Raw genomic sequence first — 17,879 nt, 5'->3', positions numbered from 1 at the left:
TTAATTTTCCTTTTCTATTAATTTCCCTAATCTTTCAATTACATCTGCTAAATTCTCCGAAGCTAAACTTTCTGAAATTTGCTTTTCTAGCTTACTTTCAATTGGAAAAACCATTTCTTTAATATTTTTTCCAACTGGACAGTGACGATTAGCATGTTGATGAATTTGAAAAAAAGTTGGTTCTTGCTCTTCAACAGCTTCGTATATTGTTAATAATGAAATATCTTTTGGCCTTTTAACTAAACTAATGCCAGATTTTCCTCGATGACTTTCAATTAATCCTCTCTTTTTTAAGAGCGATAAAATTTTTCGAATATAACTAGGATTAGTCCCTACACTTTGCGCTAAAGCAATTGAATTAACATCTACGGAGCTGGTAGCAATCATTACTAAAATATGAATCGCTACTGAAAACTTAACATCATTCATTTTGTTATCCTTTAAATGTATCAGTTATTAATACATTGTATAAAAAATAATTTATACTGCAACAAAAAAAGCCTCATTTTGAGGCTCCTTTTACTTACTTAATAAATTTTTATAATTTTTTGAATAAAGTTGTTCTAAAGCTGCTTTATCTAAATTTAGTTTATTAATTGCAGTAATTATAAGATCTGTTGCTCCAGCTGGCTTTACTGCAAATGGCGCATCTGTTCCAAACAAAACATGATCGATGCCGAAATAATCTAGAGCTAAATTTAAGGCTGGTGGATTTCCTAAAATGGCAGTATCCACATAAAATTTTTTGAAGTCAGCTGCTAATTCTGGAGGTAAAATATGATCAATTCTTCCTGCAAAAAATGGTACCATCGCACCCGCATGATGAACAATAATTTTAATATTAGGATATTTTTTAAAGAGCTGTGCCTGAACTAGCTGCAACATAGCTTGAGATAATTCATATTCCCAAGAAAAGACCAAGTTATTGTCAGGTTTGCGCAAATCAAATACTGGATGAAGCCAAAGAGGTAATCCTAATTTATGAGCAACTTCAAAGATTGGTTCAAACTCTTCATTAGCAATACTCTTTCCTAAATGACGAGTAAAAATTTGTGCTCCAACTAAATACTTATTTTTTGCAATCCATTCTAATTCTTCTCTACTTTTTTCAATGTTGTTAAGGGCTAGCATACCCACTCCACTTTCAAAATAATTTGAGTGGCTTGCTACAATATCTGCTAGCTCTATATTTCCCTCATGGGCTAAGTGAGCAGCTTGGACCGGCTCAGTAAAATCTTCTGCATTAATGTTGGCAAACGAAATTACCTGTTTGATATTCGATGCCGGCCAATATTTTAACCGCTCACCTAAATTTGTTAAAGTAGGAATATTAATAAAAGGATATTTATCAGGTATTGATGAATCGTACTTTAACACAGCTTGATAATAATTTTTAGGCAAAATATGAGCAAAACTATCGATATAATCCATTAATAATTCTCCTAGCTTAATTTTAATTAATTAAAATAAAAAGCCTTAAAAATTAAAAATTTAAGGCTTTAATTTTATTTATGTTCTTCTACATATTTTTTAAGATCATTTACCTTATCAGTGTGTTCCCAAGGCAAATCAACATCTGTACGACCAAAATGTCCATATGCAGCGGTTTGACGATAAATTGGACGACGCAAGTCTAACATCTTAATAATACCAGCTGGTCTTAAATCAAAAGTATGGCGAACAGCTTCAACCAATAAGTCATCATCAACTTTTCCAGTTCCAGCAGTATCAATCATAATAGATACTGGGTGCGCAACCCCAATTGCATAAGCTAATTGAATTTCACAACGATCAGCTAAACCTGCAGCAACAATATTCTTCGCTACATATCGTGCTGCATAACTTGCACTACGGTCTACTTTAGTTAAATCTTTACCTGAAAATGCTCCTCCACCATGACGAGCATAACCACCGTATGTATCAACAATAATTTTACGACCAGTTAAGCCAGAATCTCCCTTTGGCCCACCAATAACAAAACGACCAGAAGGATTTATCAAATATTTAGTATTTTCATCTAAATACTTATCAGGAATAACTTCTTTAATTACCTGATTGATCATACTGCTTTTAATTTCATCTAAAGTTACAGTTTCGTCGGTTTGTGTTGAGATAACAACAGTATCAATTCTCTTAGGTTTACCATCATCATCGTACTCAACAGTAACTTGGGCTTTAGCATCCGGTCTAAGCCAAGGTAAAGTACCATTCTTTCTTAAATCAGCAACTTTTTTCATTAATTTATGGGAAAGTGAAATAGGAAGGGGCATTAACTCAGGTGTTTCGTTAATTGCAAACCCGAACATCAATCCTTGATCTCCAGCTCCAATTTGGTCTAATTCATCAGTATCGCGAGCACTATCTCTAACTTCTAATGAATTATCCACACCACCAGCAATATCAGCAGATTGTTCATCAATATCCACTAAAATAGCACAATTATTACCATCAAACCCTAACTCTGGCTTATCATATCCAATTTCAAGTATAGTCTTTCTAACTACATTTTGAATATCTACATATGCATTAGTAGTAATTTCTCCTACTACTAAAACTAATCCTGTAGTTACAGTAGTTTCACATGCTACTCTTCCGTTAGGATCTTTTTCTAAAATTGCATCTAAAATTGCATCAGAAATTTGATCAGCAACTTTATCTGGATGTCCTTCAGAAACGGATTCCGAAGTAAATAAATGTTTTTCTTTTTCCATGGTGTCCCCCTAAAATATATTTCGGTTACAAGGCATCTTCGTATATTCACGAATCCTTTTGGGACCTGAACCGACTCCACTAGAAATAATACTTTAGTTCAACGTAATAAAAAAAGCCACCACATAGGTGGTAGCTTCCATTGAACTATGGAGGATACAGGGTTCGAACCTGTGACCTCCTGCTTGTAAGGCAGATGCTCTCCCAGCTGAGCTAATCCTCCATTCATGACCCGTACGAGATTTGAACTCATGTTACCGCCGTGAAAGGGCGGTGTCTTAACCACTTGACCAACGGGTCATATTATCTGAGCACTTATATAAATATACCAGTTTCCTTTTTATTTAGCAATAACTTTTTACTAAATGCAGAAACTTTGTAGCCCGACGGAGTGTGAGAGATTCGAACTCTCGATACAGGTAATGCCCGTATACATGATTTCCAATCATGCTCCTTCAACCACTCGGACAACACTCCATAATACTAAGCTACGACTCCGGCTGTCAGACTCGAACTGACGACAGCCTGATTAACAGTCAGGTGCTCTACCAACTGAGCTAAGCCGGAATATTAAAAAAGAGCACGGCAACTTCCTATCCTCGCAGGCAGTTTCCCACCAACTACTTTCGGCGTGGAGAAGCTTAACTTCTGTGTTCGGCATGGGAACAGGTGTATCCTTCTCGCTTTCGCCACCGTACTCTTTTGAGCTTTTACACTCAAAACTAAATATAATCTCTCGCAAAAAACCGCTGAGCTCTTCTTGCTTGGTCAAGTGCTCGACTGATTAGTACTAGTCCGCTCCATACATCACTGTACTTCCACTCCTAGCCTATCTACCTCATCGTCTTTAAGGTGTCTTACTGCTTTCGCATCGGAAATCTCATCTTGAGGGGGGCTTCGCACTTAGATGCTTTCAGCGCTTATCCCTTCCATACATAGCTACCCAGCGGTGCCGAAGGCTCGACAACTGGTACACCAGCGGTATGTCCATCCCGGTCCTCTCGTACTAAGGACAGCTCCTCTCAAATTTCCTACGCCCACGACGGATAGGGACCGAACTGTCTCACGACGTTCTGAACCCAGCTCGCGTGCCGCTTTAATGGGCGAACAGCCCAACCCTTGGGACCGACTTCAGCCCCAGGATGCGACGAGCCGACATCGAGGTGCCAAACCTCCCCGTCGATGTGAACTCTTGGGGGAGATAAGCCTGTTATCCCCAGGGTAGCTTTTGTCCGTTGAGTGATGGCCTTTCCATTCAGTACCACCAGATCACTAAGCCCGACTTTCGTCCCTGTTCGAGTTGTAACTCTCACAGTCAAGCTCCCTTATACCTTTACACTCTGCGAATGATTTCCAACCATTCTGAGGGAACCTTTGGGCGCCTCCGTTACATTTTAGGAGGCGACCGCCCCAGTCAAACTGCCCACCTGACACTGTCCTCCAGAACGCTCAGCTCTGTGAGTTAGAGGATCCATCAAACAAGGGTAGTATCCCAACATTGCCTCCGATAAAACTAGCGTCCTATCTTCTCTGGCTCCTACCTATCCTGTACATGTTTAACAAATACTCAATATCAAGCTACAGTAAAGCTCCATGGGGTCTTTCCGTCCTGTCGCGGGTAACCCGCATCTTCACGGGTATTATAATTTCACCGAGTCTCTCGTTGAGACAGTGCCCAAATCATTACACCTTTCGTGCAGGTCGGAACTTACCCGACAAGGAATTTCGCTACCTTAGGACCGTTATAGTTACGGCCGCCGTTTACTGGGGCTTCAATTCAAACCTTCGCTTTCGCTAAGCTCTCCTCTTAACCTTCCAGCACCGGGCAGGTGTCAGCACCTATACGTCATCTTACGATTTTGCAGATACCTGTGTTTTTGATAAACAGTTGTTTGGGCCTCTTCACTGCGACTGATATTTTACTATCAGCACCCCTTCTCCCGAAGTTACGGGGTCATTTTGCCGAGTTCCTTAACGAGAGTTCTCTCGCTCACCTGAGGATACTCTCCTCGACTACCTGTGTCGGTTTGCGGTACGGGTAAAACTACTCTGGCTAGAAGCTTTTCTCGGCAGTGTGACATCATGACCTTCGCTACTTTTATTTCGCTCCGCATCACATCTTGTACTTTTAGAAGCAAGCATTTGACTCACTTCAATACTTAATGCTTACACATGGATTTCCAGCACCATGCGTCACTAGCCTACTGCGTCCCTCCATCGCTCATATCGATTAGTTTCAGTACAGGAATTTCTACCTGTTATCCATCGGCTACGCCTCTCGGCCTTACCTTAGGTCCCGACTTACCCTGGGCGGACGAGCCTGCCCCAGGAAACCTTAGTCTTTCGGCGGATAGGATTCTCACCTATCTTTCGCTACTCATACCGGCATTCTCACTTCTAAGCGCTCCATTTGTCCTCTCGATCAAACTTCGCCGCACTTAGAACGCTCTCCTACCACACATATATAAATATGCATCCACAGTTTCGGTACTATGCTTAGCCCCGGTACATTTTCGGCGCAGCGTCACTCGACTAGTGAGCTATTACGCACTCTTTAAATGGTGGCTGCTTCTAAGCCAACATCCTAGTTGTCTACGCAACTCCACATCCTTTTCCACTTAGCATAGATTTGGGGACCTTAACTGGTGATCTGGGCTGTTTCCCTTTCGACTACGGATCTTATCACTCGCAGTCTGACTCCCGTGCATTGATATATGGTATTCGAAGTTTATCTGGATTCAGTAACCCATGACGGGCCCCTAGTCCAAACAGCGCTCTACCTCCACTATCATTCACACGAGGCTAGCCCTAAAGCTATTTCGGAGAGAACCAGCTATCTCCAAGTTCGTTTGGAATTTCACCGCTACCCACAACTCATCCCCGCAATTTTTAACTTACGTGGGTTCGGTCCTCCAGCATGTTTTACCACGCCTTCAACCTGGTCATGGGTAGGTCACTTGGTTTCGGGTCTACGTCATGATACTCTCTCGCCCTCTTCAGACTCGCTTTCGCTCCGGCTCCGTCTTTTCTGACTTAACCTTGCACCATAACGTAACTCGCCGGTTCATTCTACAAAAGGCACGCCATCACACTTTAATGTGCTTTGACTATTTGTAGGCACATGGTTTCAGGTTCTCTTTCACTCCCCTTCCGGGGTTCTTTTCACCTTTCCCTCACGGTACTGGTTCACTATCGGTCACTAGTTAGTATTTAGCCTTGCGAGATGGTCCTCGCGGATTCAATCGGAATTTCTCGTGTTCCGACCTACTCAGGATCCTACTGGGTCTCTCTGAAATTTCGCCTACAGGGCTCTCACCTTCTCTGGCTTATTTTTCCAAATAATTCTGCTATCTCTTCGAGTACCGTGTCGTAGTCCTACAACCCCAACTGGCAAGCCAGCTGGTTTAGGCTCTTTCCGTTTCGCTCGCCGCTACTTGGGAAATCGATTTTTCTTTCTCTTCCTGCAGCTACTTAGATGTTTCAGTTCACTGCGTCTTCCTTCAATTACCTTAACAGTAATTGATAATACGTCTTCACGTATTGGGTTCCCCCATTCGGATATCTCCGGATCTCTGCGTACTTACCGCTCCCCGAAGCCTTTCGTGGTTAGTCACGTCCTTCATCGGCTTCTAGTGCCTAGGCATTCACCATGCGCCCTTTTCTACTTGACCTATTTCAAGTCTTCTTTTTGAGTTTTCTCTCTCGGTCGCTCTTGCAATCTGTTTTACGATTGTCTCGGTTTTTTGCTAGATTATATTCAGTTTTCAATGTACTAACTCTTAAGAGAATTGACTTATTTCAATTCTCTATGGAGGCTAACGGGATCGAACCGATGACCTCCTGCGTGCAAAGCAGGCGCTCTCCCATCTGAGCTAAGCCCCCATTCGCCATATTGGCTCAAAGCAATAAGCTTTGAATGGGCCTAAATGGACTTGAACCATCGACCTCACGCTTATCAGGCGTGCGCTCTAAACCAGCTGAGCTATAGGCCCGATTCGCTTGGCGTTATTCAAGTTTTTTTGAGGTATTACCCTCAAAACTAAACAAAGTTTCTCAAGTGTGCTTCCGTTTTGCTTTTCGATGACTTCTATTAGTGCTCTCACACTCTCCATCATCTTCGCCTTCCTTAGAAAGGAGGTGATCCAGCCGCAGGTTCTCCTACGGCTACCTTGTTACGACTTCACCCTAATCATCTGTCCTACCTTAGACGGCTGACTCCTATAAAGGTTATCTCACCGGCTTTGGGTGTTACAGACTCTCATGGTGTGACGGGCGGTGTGTACAAGGCCCGGGAACGTATTCACCGCGGCGTGCTGATCCGCGATTACTAGCGATTCCAGCTTCGTGCAGTCGAGTTGCAGACTGCAGTCCGAACTGAGAATAGTTTTCAGAGATCCGCTTGCCCTCACGGGTTTGCTTCTCGTTGTTCTATCCATTGTAGCACGTGTGTAGCCCAGGTCATAAGGGGCATGATGACTTGACGTCATCCCCACCTTCCTCCGGTTTGTCACCGGCAGTCTCATTAGAGTGCCCAACTTAATGATGGCAACTAATGACAAGGGTTGCGCTCGTTGCGGGACTTAACCCAACATCTCACGACACGAGCTGACGACAGCCATGCACCACCTGTCTCAGCGTCCCCGAAGGGAACTCCTAATCTCTTAGGATTGCACTGGATGTCAAGACCTGGTAAGGTTCTTCGCGTTGCTTCGAATTAAACCACATGCTCCACCGCTTGTGCGGGCCCCCGTCAATTCCTTTGAGTTTCAACCTTGCGGTCGTACTCCCCAGGCGGAGTGCTTAATGCGTTAGCTGCAGCACTGAGAGGCGGAAACCTCCCAACACTTAGCACTCATCGTTTACGGCATGGACTACCAGGGTATCTAATCCTGTTCGCTACCCATGCTTTCGAGCCTCAGCGTCAGTTGCAGACCAGAGAGCCGCCTTCGCCACTGGTGTTCTTCCATATATCTACGCATTCCACCGCTACACATGGAGTTCCACTCTCCTCTTCTGCACTCAAGTTTAACAGTTTCTGATGCAATTCTTCGGTTGAGCCGAAGGCTTTCACATCAGACTTATTAAACCGCCTGCGCTCGCTTTACGCCCAATAAATCCGGACAACGCTTGCCACCTACGTATTACCGCGGCTGCTGGCACGTAGTTAGCCGTGACTTTCTGGTTGATTACCGTCAAATAAAGGCCAGTTACTACCTCTATCATTCTTCACCAACAACAGAGCTTTACGAGCCGAAACCCTTCTTCACTCACGCGGCGTTGCTCCATCAGACTTTCGTCCATTGTGGAAGATTCCCTACTGCTGCCTCCCGTAGGAGTTTGGGCCGTGTCTCAGTCCCAATGTGGCCGATCAGTCTCTCAACTCGGCTATGCATCATTGCCTTGGTAAGCCGTTACCTTACCAACTAGCTAATGCACCGCAGGTCCATCCAAGAGTGATAGAAAACCCATCTTTCAAACTCTAGACATGCGTCTAAAGTTGTTATCCGGTATTAGCATCTGTTTCCAGGTGTTATCCCAGTCTCTTGGGCAGGTTACCCACGTGTTACTCACCCGTTCGCCGCTCGCTTGTATCTGGTTTCATTTGGTGCAAGCACCAAAATCATCCAGGCAAGCTCGCTCGACTTGCATGTATTAGGCACGCCGCCAGCGTTCGTCCTGAGCCAGGATCAAACTCTCATTTCCCATAAGAAATGAGCTTGAAATAGCTCATGATATTTTTTAATTTGTTATCACAAATTTATTGCTTGCGAATTGACTTCGCTTATTGATTGGGGTTAAAAACCCCGCACACTTTTCAGCGAAACTTTGTTCAGTTTTCAAGGTACTACCAGCTGACTAAGTCAGCTTATTAATTATAGCACACATAATTTATAAAAGCAAGAACTTTTTTTAAATTATTTTTTCGAAAGAAGTAATAAAACTCGCAGTCGAATCAGTGCTTTATAATTGTAACAAAATTGTAATATATTTGTCAAGAACTTTTTTTAATTAATTCTTTTAATCACAATTTTATTGCTTCTCAAAAATGAAGCTTAATAATTATAGCACAGCTATTAGAATAGTGTCAAGGATCAATTTATCCTTTCTCTTTCTAACAACAGTTTATTATTATACACGGTACTCCTGGGCTTGACAATACTTTTTACAAGATAATTTTCAACAAAAAATAAGAGTAAAAGTATTATACTTTTACTCTTATTTTTATCTTTTTAATTCTGGCGCATCAGTTTTAAACTCATCTCTTGTTGATTTCTTACCATTTTGATAGTAAAGGCTATTTTTCTTTTTCCGCTCTTCTTTTTTTAGCTTTCTTAACGCTTTACTCTCTTTATATGAATATTGTTTCTTTTTAACTGGTTTAAAATCTTGAGGAGTATAAAATCTTAATAAATCTCCCGTTATTACTCTATCTGACAATGAAAGTTCACTTGTAACAGTATTTGAAATTGAAGCTAATTGTTCTCTAGTAGCTTTATTCGGATGAGATATTTTTTTGCCCGTTGCTGTATAGAAGTAGCTTCCATCAACACGACTATATTTTGGAGTAATAAAATCCCCATTTCTTTGAGCAACAATCTGGGGAGCATTTTTTGCAAGCAAACTATGGCCAAATTGAATGTAATTCTTATCATTTATTCCCAATAGATTAAATAGGGTTGGTCTTACATCGATCTCTCCACCATAAGTATGATTGATGCCACCCTTTAATCCAGGCATATGGAACATAAGTGGTACTCTTTGGAATTGTAAATTGTCAAAATCATTAAAGCTAGTTTTATCTAATAGTTCCGCACTTGCCTTATGGTGATTTCCTGAAATACCATAATGGTCTCCATACAACATAATTAGAGTATTTTTCTCTAAACCTGTCTTTTGAAGATAATCCATTAATTCCCCAATTGCCTCATCAAGATAATGGGCAGTTTGAATATAACCATCTACCGTTTGATCCCCAGTTTTTGTTTTACCAATTGTTGTATCTTCTTTATCTAAGTCATAAGGATAATGATTAGTAACAGTAATCATTTTTAAATAAAATGGTTGAGGTAAATGCTCAATATATTTAACAGATTGATCAAAGAAAAGCTTATCTTTAATTCCATAGCCATTATAGTAACCCTTTTTATTGCTATAGTAACTTAACGGCATAAAATAGTCATAGCCAAAAGATTTATAAGCGTTGTCTCTATTCCAAAATGAGCCAGCACCTCCATGCATCACTGCACTTGTATAGCCTGCTTGTTGTCCCAAGATAGCCGGCGTTGCCTGGAAAGTATTTGAAGTTCCATAGCTCGACATTGCAGACCCTGATTGCAAACCAAACAACGAATTTTCAATCATCATTTCTGCATCAGATGTCTTACCTTGTCCTACTTGATTAAAGAAATTATCAAAACTAATTGTATCGTTTTCGTGATACAGTTTATTCAAATTAGGAGTTACTTCTTTTCCCTTATACTTATAATCAATTAAAAACTGTTGAAAACTTTCAAGGTGAATAACTAGAACATTCTTATTCTTGGCCACACCATAATAAGCCGGATTTGGGGCAATATAATTTTTCTTAATATAATTTTGGACAGCTTTTAAATCATTATGATTAGCTTTGGCCATAATTGCCTCAGTTTGTGCAGTCTTCATTCCGTCATAGACTGCGAAAGCATTCATCCCCAGATACTTAACAATATAATTATTATCAAAGGTTCTAGTCAAAAGTCCTGACCTATCTGATTGAGCCATTGTCAAATTCAGTCCTAATAAACTCACGGCAATTACTTCTATTAGGATAGGAATTCTGAATTTTAAACGCTTTACATCAATCTTAAATACTTTAAATGCAATTAAAAAAATAATAATTAAGACATCAAGAAAACATAAAAAATCTGTCGCATGAGTTATTCCAACGATACTCTTTCCTAAATTATCAGACGTTGAACCAGATGTTTTGATAATTGACATTGACAAAAAGTCTGAGAATTCACGATAGTACAGAATGTTTGAAAATAGCCATAGAGATAATAAGAAATCAATTAGGACCATTATCCAATATGATTTTCTTCCTTTAAAGAATAAACCAATACCAATTAGTAAAAGGGCTGCTGGTATTGGATTAAACAAAAGTAAAAATTCTTGCATTGGTCCAACAACGCCAAGATTAAATTTTGTTTTATAAATTAAATATGTCTTGATCCAAAAAAGTACAACAACAAAACTAAAAAATCCTAATTTAGTTTTAAAAAGCCAGTTATACAAGGATTTAAGGTGAGCCATAATTCCCTCCATCAAAAATTCTCTTTTTTGATAGTACTACTATTCGCAGTACAAATGAAAGTAAATTTATTAAAATTTATAGATAATTATGCTTTAACCTTCTTTGGTTTAAATATCCAGCCAAAGATTCCTAAAATCATGCCAAAGAAGTATGTAGTAAACCGCCACAAAAACATTCCTAAAACTAAAATAATATTTGAACTTACAAAGGTAGAAAATAAAGTTTGAAAACTAAATTCAGCTCCACCAGAAGCCCCAGGAATTGGAATGATTGCCATAAACATAATAATCATAATATTCATTTGTGTTACATTAACCCAAGAAGTAGACACATTTAAAGCTAACAAGATTAGATACGGAATTGAATAAAAGCATAAAAGTTGGCCAATTGTTAACCCTGTGGCACCAATAAGCTTGAATTTCTCCCTTTTTAAATTTTGTCCCTCCTTATAAAAGGAATCTATTTGTTCCATGGTGCTTTTTCGCCACTTAGCAACAGTAGATTTCTTAAAGATTTTTTCTAACAAATTCATAATCCACAGGGTTGCTTTTTTTGTCCAGGAATAAGCAAACATGATAGCAAGAAGAAAAATAATAGAGGAAATATGAATAATAAAACCAATTAAGATAAAGAGAGCTAACCCCTTAAATTTCTGAATAACTAAGTGAAAACCAAAGATAATAGTAGAAACATAGGCGAAAAATACACAAATTTGATAAATGATAAACTTCATCAATAAAATCGATGTTGCACGTCCACCTTCAATTCCCATTTGAATCATTGCAATCAATTGAGACGGTTGTCCACCAGTAGACATTGGTGTAATTGCATTAAATAAAGCTTGAATTAAGGGAATTCTAAAAAATGACCACTTTGACCGTTTAGGCTCATTTTTCTGATGTTCCAACACAGCAATAATGCTTGCTTCAAAAACATAGGAAATTAGCATTACAAGTAATACTAAACCAAAAAAGAAAAAATTTATATTCTTAGCTGCTGAAATTAATTGAGCTATATTAGTTGTCTTTAACTCATGAAAAATTACTGCTCCACTAATACTTAAAACTATCAGTACACCCAGTAAATGTTTTTTATTCATTATTTAATTTGTCCTACTTTTTTTCCGATTTCATATTGAGACAGATAAAATTCTCGCCAAATTTTTGCTAGATTCTCTTCTGAATATTGCTCACTGGCCTTTTGAGAAAGTAATTTATATTTAGCTAATAATTCCGGATGTTTAACGAAATTTTTAATTTGAGCATTTAGTTCTGTAAAGCCCTTTCCTTGCGCATAATAACCATCAATTATTGCTTTATATAATTCTAAATCACGAAGCAAAACAGGAGTATGGGTTGAAAAAGCTTCGAGTACAGACATTGGAAATAATTCATCATATGAGGGTAACAAAAAGAGATCAGCTATATTTAAGTAATTTACTAACTCCTGACGTTCAACTATCCCAGTAAAAATTAAGTTTTTTGGAGGATTCTTTACTAATTCCTTTAAACGGTCATATCCATCAGTGATCATACCAAATGAAAAGCCCCCTGCCCAGATAAATTGAATATCAGGATTTGCTTGAGCAAGCTTAGCAAAATCTGCAACTCCCTTACGCTCTTGTACTTGACCATCTCCAAATACAATGAATTTATCTAATGGAATCCCTAGTTTATTTCTAAAAGCATTTTTTTCTTCCTGCGTCTGTTCATAAAATTCTTCTTTTGAAACAAAATTTGGAATATATTTAACTTTTTGAGAATCAATTCCGTGATTTGCCAATTTTTCAATAAACATTGGATTTACTACTACTATTTGATCCATCCGATCATAAAAATCTACTACATATTTATAAAATACATTTTTAGCAAACCCTGGCAATTTTATTGAACCTTCTAAAGTCTCTGGTAAAAAATGTACATATCCAATTTTTCTTCCCCGACTTGGCGAAAAGCTATTAGCAAAATATGTTGGATTGATTGTATGATAATGGGTTAAATCACTTTTCCCATATCTATTCACTGTTACATAAAAATCATCAACTAAGTCTTTTCTCATTAACCGCATTAATTCATTATAGGCTGATCCTACTCCCTGACCCTTTACTGAATCAGCTTCGGAAAACATATTTATTCTAATCATTTTTTACCTCATTTGCTTTTAGTTCTGTAATTGCATCTAAATAAAATTTTTCAACATTTTCTCCAAATGAACTAGCCGTAACTTTATCTAAAGTTTTATGCAAAATATTTTTAGAAATAGTAAATTGCTTTTTACGTAGAAGTTCAATAATATCTCTTTCCATTTCAGCTTGAGATTTAAAAATTCTTCCTAGTTCTGGTTCACTAAAAATATCTTGAGTATAATCCGTTGAAAATACAACACAAGGTGTACCTGCAGCGAGTGCTTCAATATATGTCAATCCCTGCGTTTCTGTATCGCTAGCTGAAACAAATAAATCTGCCATACGATAGTAATTCCCCACATCACTGTGTTCCACATTTCCAGAAAAAATTACTTTATCTTCAAGATTTAAGTTATGGGTTAGGTCTTGTAAATCTTCCATCGCTGGACCATCACCAGCAATAACTAATTTTACATTAGGAACCTCTTTTAAAATTCGAGGTAAACTTTGAATCAAATGATCAATCTTCTTCTCTGGCGCAACACGGCTAAGAGTTAATAAAACCAAATCTCGATCTGTTAATCCTAGATCTTGTCTAACATCTCTTTTTGGATTTTCATTAATGCTATGCAAATCTACTCCAGTTGAAATTATTCTCATTGGAGTTTTTACACCATAACCTTTTAAAGTTTTTCTCGTTTGCTCACTTGGTGCAATTACACCTTGCATACTGTGCAAATAAGCTTTAACAAATTGTTTTACATGATATGGCTTTAACAAATGGCCATTTAAAACATAGTGTAAATAATCTTCATAATTGGTGTGGTAAGTATGAATAGCTGGAATATTAAGAGATTTTGCTACATATTTTCCGATCATTCCCATTGAGAATTCTGTTTGAGTATGCACTACATCAAGTTTAACTTCCTTAGCAATCTTAGTTGCCTGGAAAACACCTCTAAACGCGATTCTTCTATCAGTAAAAGAGACAAAAGGTACACTAGCTACTCTAAAAACATTAGGCTCAACAGACCCCTTTGGTAAATGAGGATCTGTAGTTGTAAATATAAATACTGAATGACCACGTGCTTCTAAAGCATTCTTTAAAGTTTGAATTGAAGTAGCTACTCCTGAAATTTGTGGAAAGTAAGTATCTGTGAAAAGACCAATATTCATAAAAAACCTCCATATAGAGATATTATAAAGATGTTACACCAGACATGCAATTTGATACAAAAAAAGAACGTGAGCAAGATTACCCACGTTCTTTTTGCCAGAATGTCTGAATAATTATAGCGGTGATCGGGGTCGAACCGATACGTCCCAGGGGACACCAGATTTTGAGTCTGGCGCGTCTGCCAATTCCGCCACACCGCCATATTAAAATAGAAATCAGAATATTCAGGCAAAGGCGGTGACCGGATTTGAACCGGTGATCAAGGTTTTGCAGACCCGTGCCTTACCACTTGGCTACACCGCCAAATTCTGATATAAAAAAATTGGGATAATAACCAATAAAAGTTATTGCCATGTGTATGGCTCCATCCCAATGTTAGGGCGGAATGTGGGGATCGAACCCACGCATGCCGGATCCACAAACCGGTGTGTTAACCGCTTCACCAATTCCGCCGTGAAATATTAAAACAGGGATAGTAGGAATTGAACCCACACTAGCGGTTTTGGAGACCGATGTACTACCTTTATACGATATCCCTATTTAAATGGAGGCCAGTGGATTCGAACCACCGAACTCAGAGAGAGCGGTTTTACAGACCGCCGCGTTTAGCCACTTCGCTAGGCCTCCAGAATGGCGCGGGACGGAATCGAACCGCCGACACAAGGAGCTTCAATCCTTTGCTCTACCAACTGAGCTACCGAGCCATTTTACGGTCCCTACCGGATTCGGACCGGTGATCTCCTCCGTGACAGGGAGGCGTGATAACCCCTACACCAAGGGACCATATTGCGGGAACAGGATTTGAACCTATGACCTTCGGGTTATGAGCCCGACGAGCTACCAGACTGCTCCATCCCGCGATTATATAAGGAGGATGTGGGATTCGAACCCACGCGCGGGCAAAACCCGCCTGACGGTTTTCAAGACCGTTCCCTTCAGCCGGACTTGGGTAATCCTCCATTTTTAATTTCCTGATTTCAGGAATGACCCGTACGAGATTTGAACTCATGTTACCGCCGTGAAAGGGCGGTGTCTTAACCACTTGACCAACGGGTCGAACTTTATAAGTGCTAACGCAATTATTTATAATACAGGAAGAAGTATTCCTTGTCAAGAAGAATTTTATTTAACTAATTCCTTCCGCATCAGCAATATAAATAATACTAAATTGAAATAATTATTGCAAGCATTTTTTATATAATTTTTGTATTCCTTTATTACAATGCAACAAGTCTTAAAAGAAAAATTTAATATGTTTCTCGTAGAGACTTAAATCTGACTTTATAAACAGCCAAAAGATACATTATAAATTCAAATGTAGGGACTTCTTTCAATTTATTAATACATCTGCAAATCAAATTCTTTATATGTCAATCTTTAGCGAAAACAGCCATACTACGGCTTTACTTTGACTTTTCTTTGATTCTTAAAATACATCTTTAAATCCCTTTTATAAGAGTTCATAGTATTCTCCTAAGGAAGTTACATATTTCTAATGAGATAGTCAGTATACTCGATTATTTTTGAATTTTGACTATTAAGCTCTATTAGGCTTAAAAAAAGAATCAAGCCTGTTTTTGCTTGATTCTGAGTACTTTATTTCAAAGAGTATAAAAATTCTATTTATTAAAAAAGCACCCTTCCGGGTACTCAAATACAAATTATTCTGTACGCTTTCTGTACATAAAAAAATAAATGCTGATATATCAACGTTTATAAAGAATTATACGGAGACTGAGAGATTCGAACCCTCGCGCCGGTATAAACCGACCTACACCCTTAGCAGGGGCGCCTCTTCAGCCACTTGAGTAAGTCTCCAATGGGCCTAAATGGACTTGAACCATCGACCTCACGCTTATCAGGCGTGCGCTCTAAACCAGCTGAGCTATAGGCCCATTAAAGCGGGTAACGAGAATCGGACTCGCGACTAAAGCTTGGAAGGCTTTCGTTTTACCACTAAACTATACCCGCAAAATTAAACAAAGAATGGCGCGGGACGGAATCGAACCGCCGACACAAGGAGCTTCAATCCTTTGCTCTACCAACTGAGCTACCGAGCCATTTTACGGTCCCTACCGGATTCGGACCGGTGATCTCCTCCGTGACAGGGAGGCGTGATAACCCCTACACCAAGGGACCATATTGCGGGAACAGGATTTGAACCTATGACCTTCGGGTTATGAGCCCGACGAGCTACCAGACTGCTCCATCCCGCGATTATAATAAAAAAATAAAGTCCAAAATGGACCTTGTAGGACTCGAACCTACGACCCGACGGTTATGAGCCGTCTGCTCTAACCAACTGAGCTAAAGGTCCAAGTATAGCGGCGGGGGGGATCGAACCCTCGACCTCCCGGGTATGAACCGGACGCTCTAGCCAGCTGAGCTACACCGCCAAAATGTAACCAAGTTACAATCGGGAAGACAGGATTCGAACCTGCGACCCCCTGGTCCCAAACCAGGTGCTCTACCAAACTGAGCCACTTCCCGAAATGTGCACCCTGAAGGATTTGAACCTTCAACCTTCTGATTCGTAGTCAGACACTCTATCCAGTTGCGCTAAGGGTGCATCATTATATGCCGAGGACCGGAATCGAACCGGTACGGTTGTCACCAACCGCGGGATTTTAAGTCCCGTGCGTCTGCCAGTTCCGCCACCCCGGCATGATAATGATAAGCGGAAGACGGGATTCGAACCCGCGACCCCCACCATGGCAAGGTGATGTTCTACCACTGAACTACTTCCGCATATATATTAAGTTGTAATGCCGATTAAAGGATTCGAACCTTCGACCCCCTGTTTACAAGACAGATGCTCTACCAACTGAGCTAAATCGGCTTTGCTCTACCGTAATTGGCGAGATACGGGTGGTGGGACTTGAACCCACACGTCCGAAAACACTAGAACCTAAATCTAGCGCGTCTGCCAATTCCGCCACACCCGCATATTAAAATTAGGGCCAATGAGTCGTGGCAGTCTCGAACTGCCGACCCTCTGATTAAAAGTCAGATGCTCTACCAACTGAGCTAACGACTCAGATGGAGGATACAGGGTTCGAACCTGTGACCTCCTGCTTGTAAGGCAGATGCTCTCCCAGCTGAGCTAATCCTCCAGGTCTGAGCACGGCAACTTCCTATCCTCGCAGGCAGTTTCCCACCAACTACTTTCGGCGTGGAGAAGCTTAACTTCTGTGTTCGGCATGGGAACAGGTGTATCCTTCTCGCTTTCGCCACCGTACTCTTTTGAGCTTTTACACTCAAAACTAAATATAATCTCTCGCAAAAAACCGCTGAGCTCTTCTTGCTTGGTCAAGTGCTCGACTGATTAGTACTAGTCCGCTCCATACATCACTGTACTTCCACTCCTAGCCTATCTACCTCATCGTCTTTAAGGTGTCTTACTGCTTTCGCATCGGAAATCTCATCTTGAGGGGGGCTTCGCACTTAGATGCTTTCAGCGCTTATCCCTTCCATACATAGCTACCCAGCGGTGCCGAAGGCTCGACAACTGGTACACCAGCGGTATGTCCATCCCGGTCCTCTCGTACTAAGGACAGCTCCTCTCAAATTTCCTA

Annotated in this window: 7 protein-coding genes, 32 tRNA genes, 5 rRNA genes and 1 riboswitch (1 of these 45 only partly in view); all 44 genes read right to left on the bottom strand. The window is 40.0% G+C overall.

The genetic code is table 11. The annotated features are described in order from the left end of the window. Nucleotides 1-429 carry an Rrf2 family transcriptional regulator gene (locus tag FP432_RS00235; protein WP_265488803.1) on the bottom strand — a complete coding sequence of 143 codons (429 nt, stop codon included), beginning with the start codon at nt 427-429 and terminating at the stop codon, nt 1-3. Nucleotides 430-519: 90 nt separating this feature from the next. Beyond that, nucleotides 520-1,431 carry an amidohydrolase family protein gene (locus FP432_RS00230; protein ID WP_265488802.1) on the bottom strand — a complete coding sequence of 304 codons (912 nt, stop codon included), beginning with the start codon at nt 1,429-1,431 and terminating at the stop codon, nt 520-522. Between the two features lie 74 nt (nt 1,432-1,505). Beyond that, on the bottom strand, nt 1,506-2,711 hold the full coding sequence (metK, locus tag FP432_RS00225) for a methionine adenosyltransferase (protein ID WP_265488801.1): 1,206 nt from the start codon (nt 2,709-2,711) through the stop codon (nt 1,506-1,508). Beyond that, nucleotides 2,709-2,787, bottom strand: a riboswitch (SMK box riboswitch). Its footprint overlaps the gene before it by 3 nt. A gap of 72 nt (nt 2,788-2,859) precedes the next feature. Further along, nucleotides 2,860-2,932 (bottom strand) — tRNA-Val (locus FP432_RS00220). Between the two features lie 5 nt (nt 2,933-2,937). Then, nucleotides 2,938-3,009 (bottom strand) — tRNA-Glu (locus tag FP432_RS00215). 87 nt (nt 3,010-3,096) lie between these two features. Continuing rightward, a tRNA-Ser gene (locus FP432_RS00210) sits at nt 3,097-3,186 on the bottom strand. A gap of 17 nt (nt 3,187-3,203) precedes the next feature. Beyond that, nucleotides 3,204-3,276 (bottom strand) — tRNA-Asn (locus FP432_RS00205). A 13-nt stretch (nt 3,277-3,289) separates the two neighbouring features. After that, nucleotides 3,290-3,406, bottom strand: a 5S ribosomal RNA gene (gene rrf, locus FP432_RS00200). 67 nt (nt 3,407-3,473) lie between these two features. After that, nucleotides 3,474-6,380, bottom strand: a 23S ribosomal RNA gene (locus FP432_RS00195). Nucleotides 6,381-6,518: 138 nt separating this feature from the next. Then, nucleotides 6,519-6,591 (bottom strand) — tRNA-Ala (locus FP432_RS00190). A gap of 35 nt (nt 6,592-6,626) precedes the next feature. Next, nucleotides 6,627-6,701 (bottom strand) — tRNA-Ile (locus FP432_RS00185). A 138-nt stretch (nt 6,702-6,839) separates the two neighbouring features. Then, nucleotides 6,840-8,412: ribosomal RNA gene (locus tag FP432_RS00180) — 16S ribosomal RNA — on the bottom strand. The 16S, 23S and 5S rRNA genes sit together here with 6 tRNA genes alongside, the layout of an rRNA operon. A gap of 519 nt (nt 8,413-8,931) precedes the next feature. Further along, nucleotides 8,932-11,001, bottom strand: a complete 2,070-nt coding sequence (locus FP432_RS00175) for an LTA synthase family protein (protein WP_265488800.1) — start codon at nt 10,999-11,001, stop codon at nt 8,932-8,934. 86 nt (nt 11,002-11,087) lie between these two features. After that, nucleotides 11,088-12,101, bottom strand: coding sequence for a lysylphosphatidylglycerol synthase transmembrane domain-containing protein (locus tag FP432_RS00170; protein WP_265488799.1), 1,014 nt, complete (start codon nt 12,099-12,101; stop codon nt 11,088-11,090). After that, nucleotides 12,101-13,144 (bottom strand): glycosyltransferase family 4 protein, encoded by a 1,044-nt coding sequence (locus tag FP432_RS00165; RefSeq protein WP_265488798.1) that lies wholly within the window; start codon nt 13,142-13,144, stop codon nt 12,101-12,103. The genes FP432_RS00170 and FP432_RS00165 overlap by 1 nt, the downstream gene beginning before the upstream one ends. Continuing rightward, nucleotides 13,137-14,303, bottom strand: coding sequence for a glycosyltransferase family 4 protein (locus FP432_RS00160; protein WP_265488797.1), 1,167 nt, complete (start codon nt 14,301-14,303; stop codon nt 13,137-13,139). Before FP432_RS00160 ends, FP432_RS00165 begins: the two co-directional genes overlap by 8 nt. A gap of 117 nt (nt 14,304-14,420) precedes the next feature. Next, nucleotides 14,421-14,504 (bottom strand) — tRNA-Leu (locus FP432_RS00155). Nucleotides 14,505-14,536: 32 nt separating this feature from the next. Beyond that, nucleotides 14,537-14,607: transfer RNA gene (locus tag FP432_RS00150), tRNA-Cys, on the bottom strand. Between the two features lie 76 nt (nt 14,608-14,683). Continuing rightward, nucleotides 14,684-14,756 (bottom strand) — tRNA-His (locus tag FP432_RS00145). A 15-nt stretch (nt 14,757-14,771) separates the two neighbouring features. After that, nucleotides 14,772-14,842, bottom strand: a tRNA-Trp gene (locus tag FP432_RS00140). 7 nt (nt 14,843-14,849) lie between these two features. Further along, a tRNA-Tyr gene (locus FP432_RS00135) sits at nt 14,850-14,931 on the bottom strand. Nucleotides 14,932-14,935: 4 nt separating this feature from the next. Further along, a tRNA-Phe gene (locus FP432_RS00130) sits at nt 14,936-15,008 on the bottom strand. Nucleotides 15,009-15,014: 6 nt separating this feature from the next. Further along, nucleotides 15,015-15,087, bottom strand: a tRNA-Asp gene (locus tag FP432_RS00125). Nucleotides 15,088-15,090: 3 nt separating this feature from the next. Beyond that, nucleotides 15,091-15,164: transfer RNA gene (locus FP432_RS00120), tRNA-Met, on the bottom strand. 8 nt (nt 15,165-15,172) lie between these two features. Further along, nucleotides 15,173-15,263 (bottom strand) — tRNA-Ser (locus tag FP432_RS00115). Nucleotides 15,264-15,288: 25 nt separating this feature from the next. After that, a tRNA-Glu gene (locus tag FP432_RS00110) sits at nt 15,289-15,360 on the bottom strand. A gap of 672 nt (nt 15,361-16,032) precedes the next feature. Beyond that, nucleotides 16,033-16,122 (bottom strand) — tRNA-Ser (locus FP432_RS00105). A 2-nt stretch (nt 16,123-16,124) separates the two neighbouring features. Further along, a tRNA-Ile gene (locus FP432_RS00100) sits at nt 16,125-16,199 on the bottom strand. A gap of 5 nt (nt 16,200-16,204) precedes the next feature. After that, nucleotides 16,205-16,275, bottom strand: a tRNA-Gly gene (locus FP432_RS00095). Nucleotides 16,276-16,291: 16 nt separating this feature from the next. Further along, a tRNA-Phe gene (locus FP432_RS00090) sits at nt 16,292-16,364 on the bottom strand. Nucleotides 16,365-16,370: 6 nt separating this feature from the next. Next, nucleotides 16,371-16,443: transfer RNA gene (locus FP432_RS00085), tRNA-Asp, on the bottom strand. A 3-nt stretch (nt 16,444-16,446) separates the two neighbouring features. Next, a tRNA-Met gene (locus FP432_RS00080) sits at nt 16,447-16,520 on the bottom strand. Between the two features lie 27 nt (nt 16,521-16,547). Next, a tRNA-Ile gene (locus tag FP432_RS00075) sits at nt 16,548-16,621 on the bottom strand. A gap of 5 nt (nt 16,622-16,626) precedes the next feature. Then, a tRNA-Met gene (locus FP432_RS00070) sits at nt 16,627-16,700 on the bottom strand. Nucleotides 16,701-16,720: 20 nt separating this feature from the next. Then, nucleotides 16,721-16,794, bottom strand: a tRNA-Pro gene (locus FP432_RS00065). 5 nt (nt 16,795-16,799) lie between these two features. Next, a tRNA-Arg gene (locus tag FP432_RS00060) sits at nt 16,800-16,873 on the bottom strand. 9 nt (nt 16,874-16,882) lie between these two features. Next, nucleotides 16,883-16,968: transfer RNA gene (locus tag FP432_RS00055), tRNA-Leu, on the bottom strand. Nucleotides 16,969-16,980: 12 nt separating this feature from the next. Then, nucleotides 16,981-17,052, bottom strand: a tRNA-Gly gene (locus FP432_RS00050). Between the two features lie 18 nt (nt 17,053-17,070). After that, nucleotides 17,071-17,143 (bottom strand) — tRNA-Thr (locus tag FP432_RS00045). A gap of 24 nt (nt 17,144-17,167) precedes the next feature. After that, a tRNA-Leu gene (locus tag FP432_RS00040) sits at nt 17,168-17,249 on the bottom strand. A 19-nt stretch (nt 17,250-17,268) separates the two neighbouring features. Further along, nucleotides 17,269-17,341: transfer RNA gene (locus tag FP432_RS00035), tRNA-Lys, on the bottom strand. Between the two features lie 3 nt (nt 17,342-17,344). Further along, nucleotides 17,345-17,417 (bottom strand) — tRNA-Val (locus FP432_RS00030). 8 nt (nt 17,418-17,425) lie between these two features. Continuing rightward, a 5S ribosomal RNA gene (rrf, locus tag FP432_RS00025) occupies nt 17,426-17,542 on the bottom strand. A 67-nt stretch (nt 17,543-17,609) separates the two neighbouring features. After that, nucleotides 17,610-17,879, bottom strand: a 23S ribosomal RNA gene (locus FP432_RS00020); it runs 2,637 nt beyond the window's last position.

The sequence above is a fragment of the Lactobacillus sp. PV034 genome, assembly GCF_014522305.1.
In the GTDB taxonomy this organism is placed as follows: domain Bacteria; phylum Bacillota; class Bacilli; order Lactobacillales; family Lactobacillaceae; genus Lactobacillus.
The sequence above is the reverse complement of the archived record's forward strand: the minus strand, read 5'-3'. Positions and strand labels throughout refer to the sequence as shown.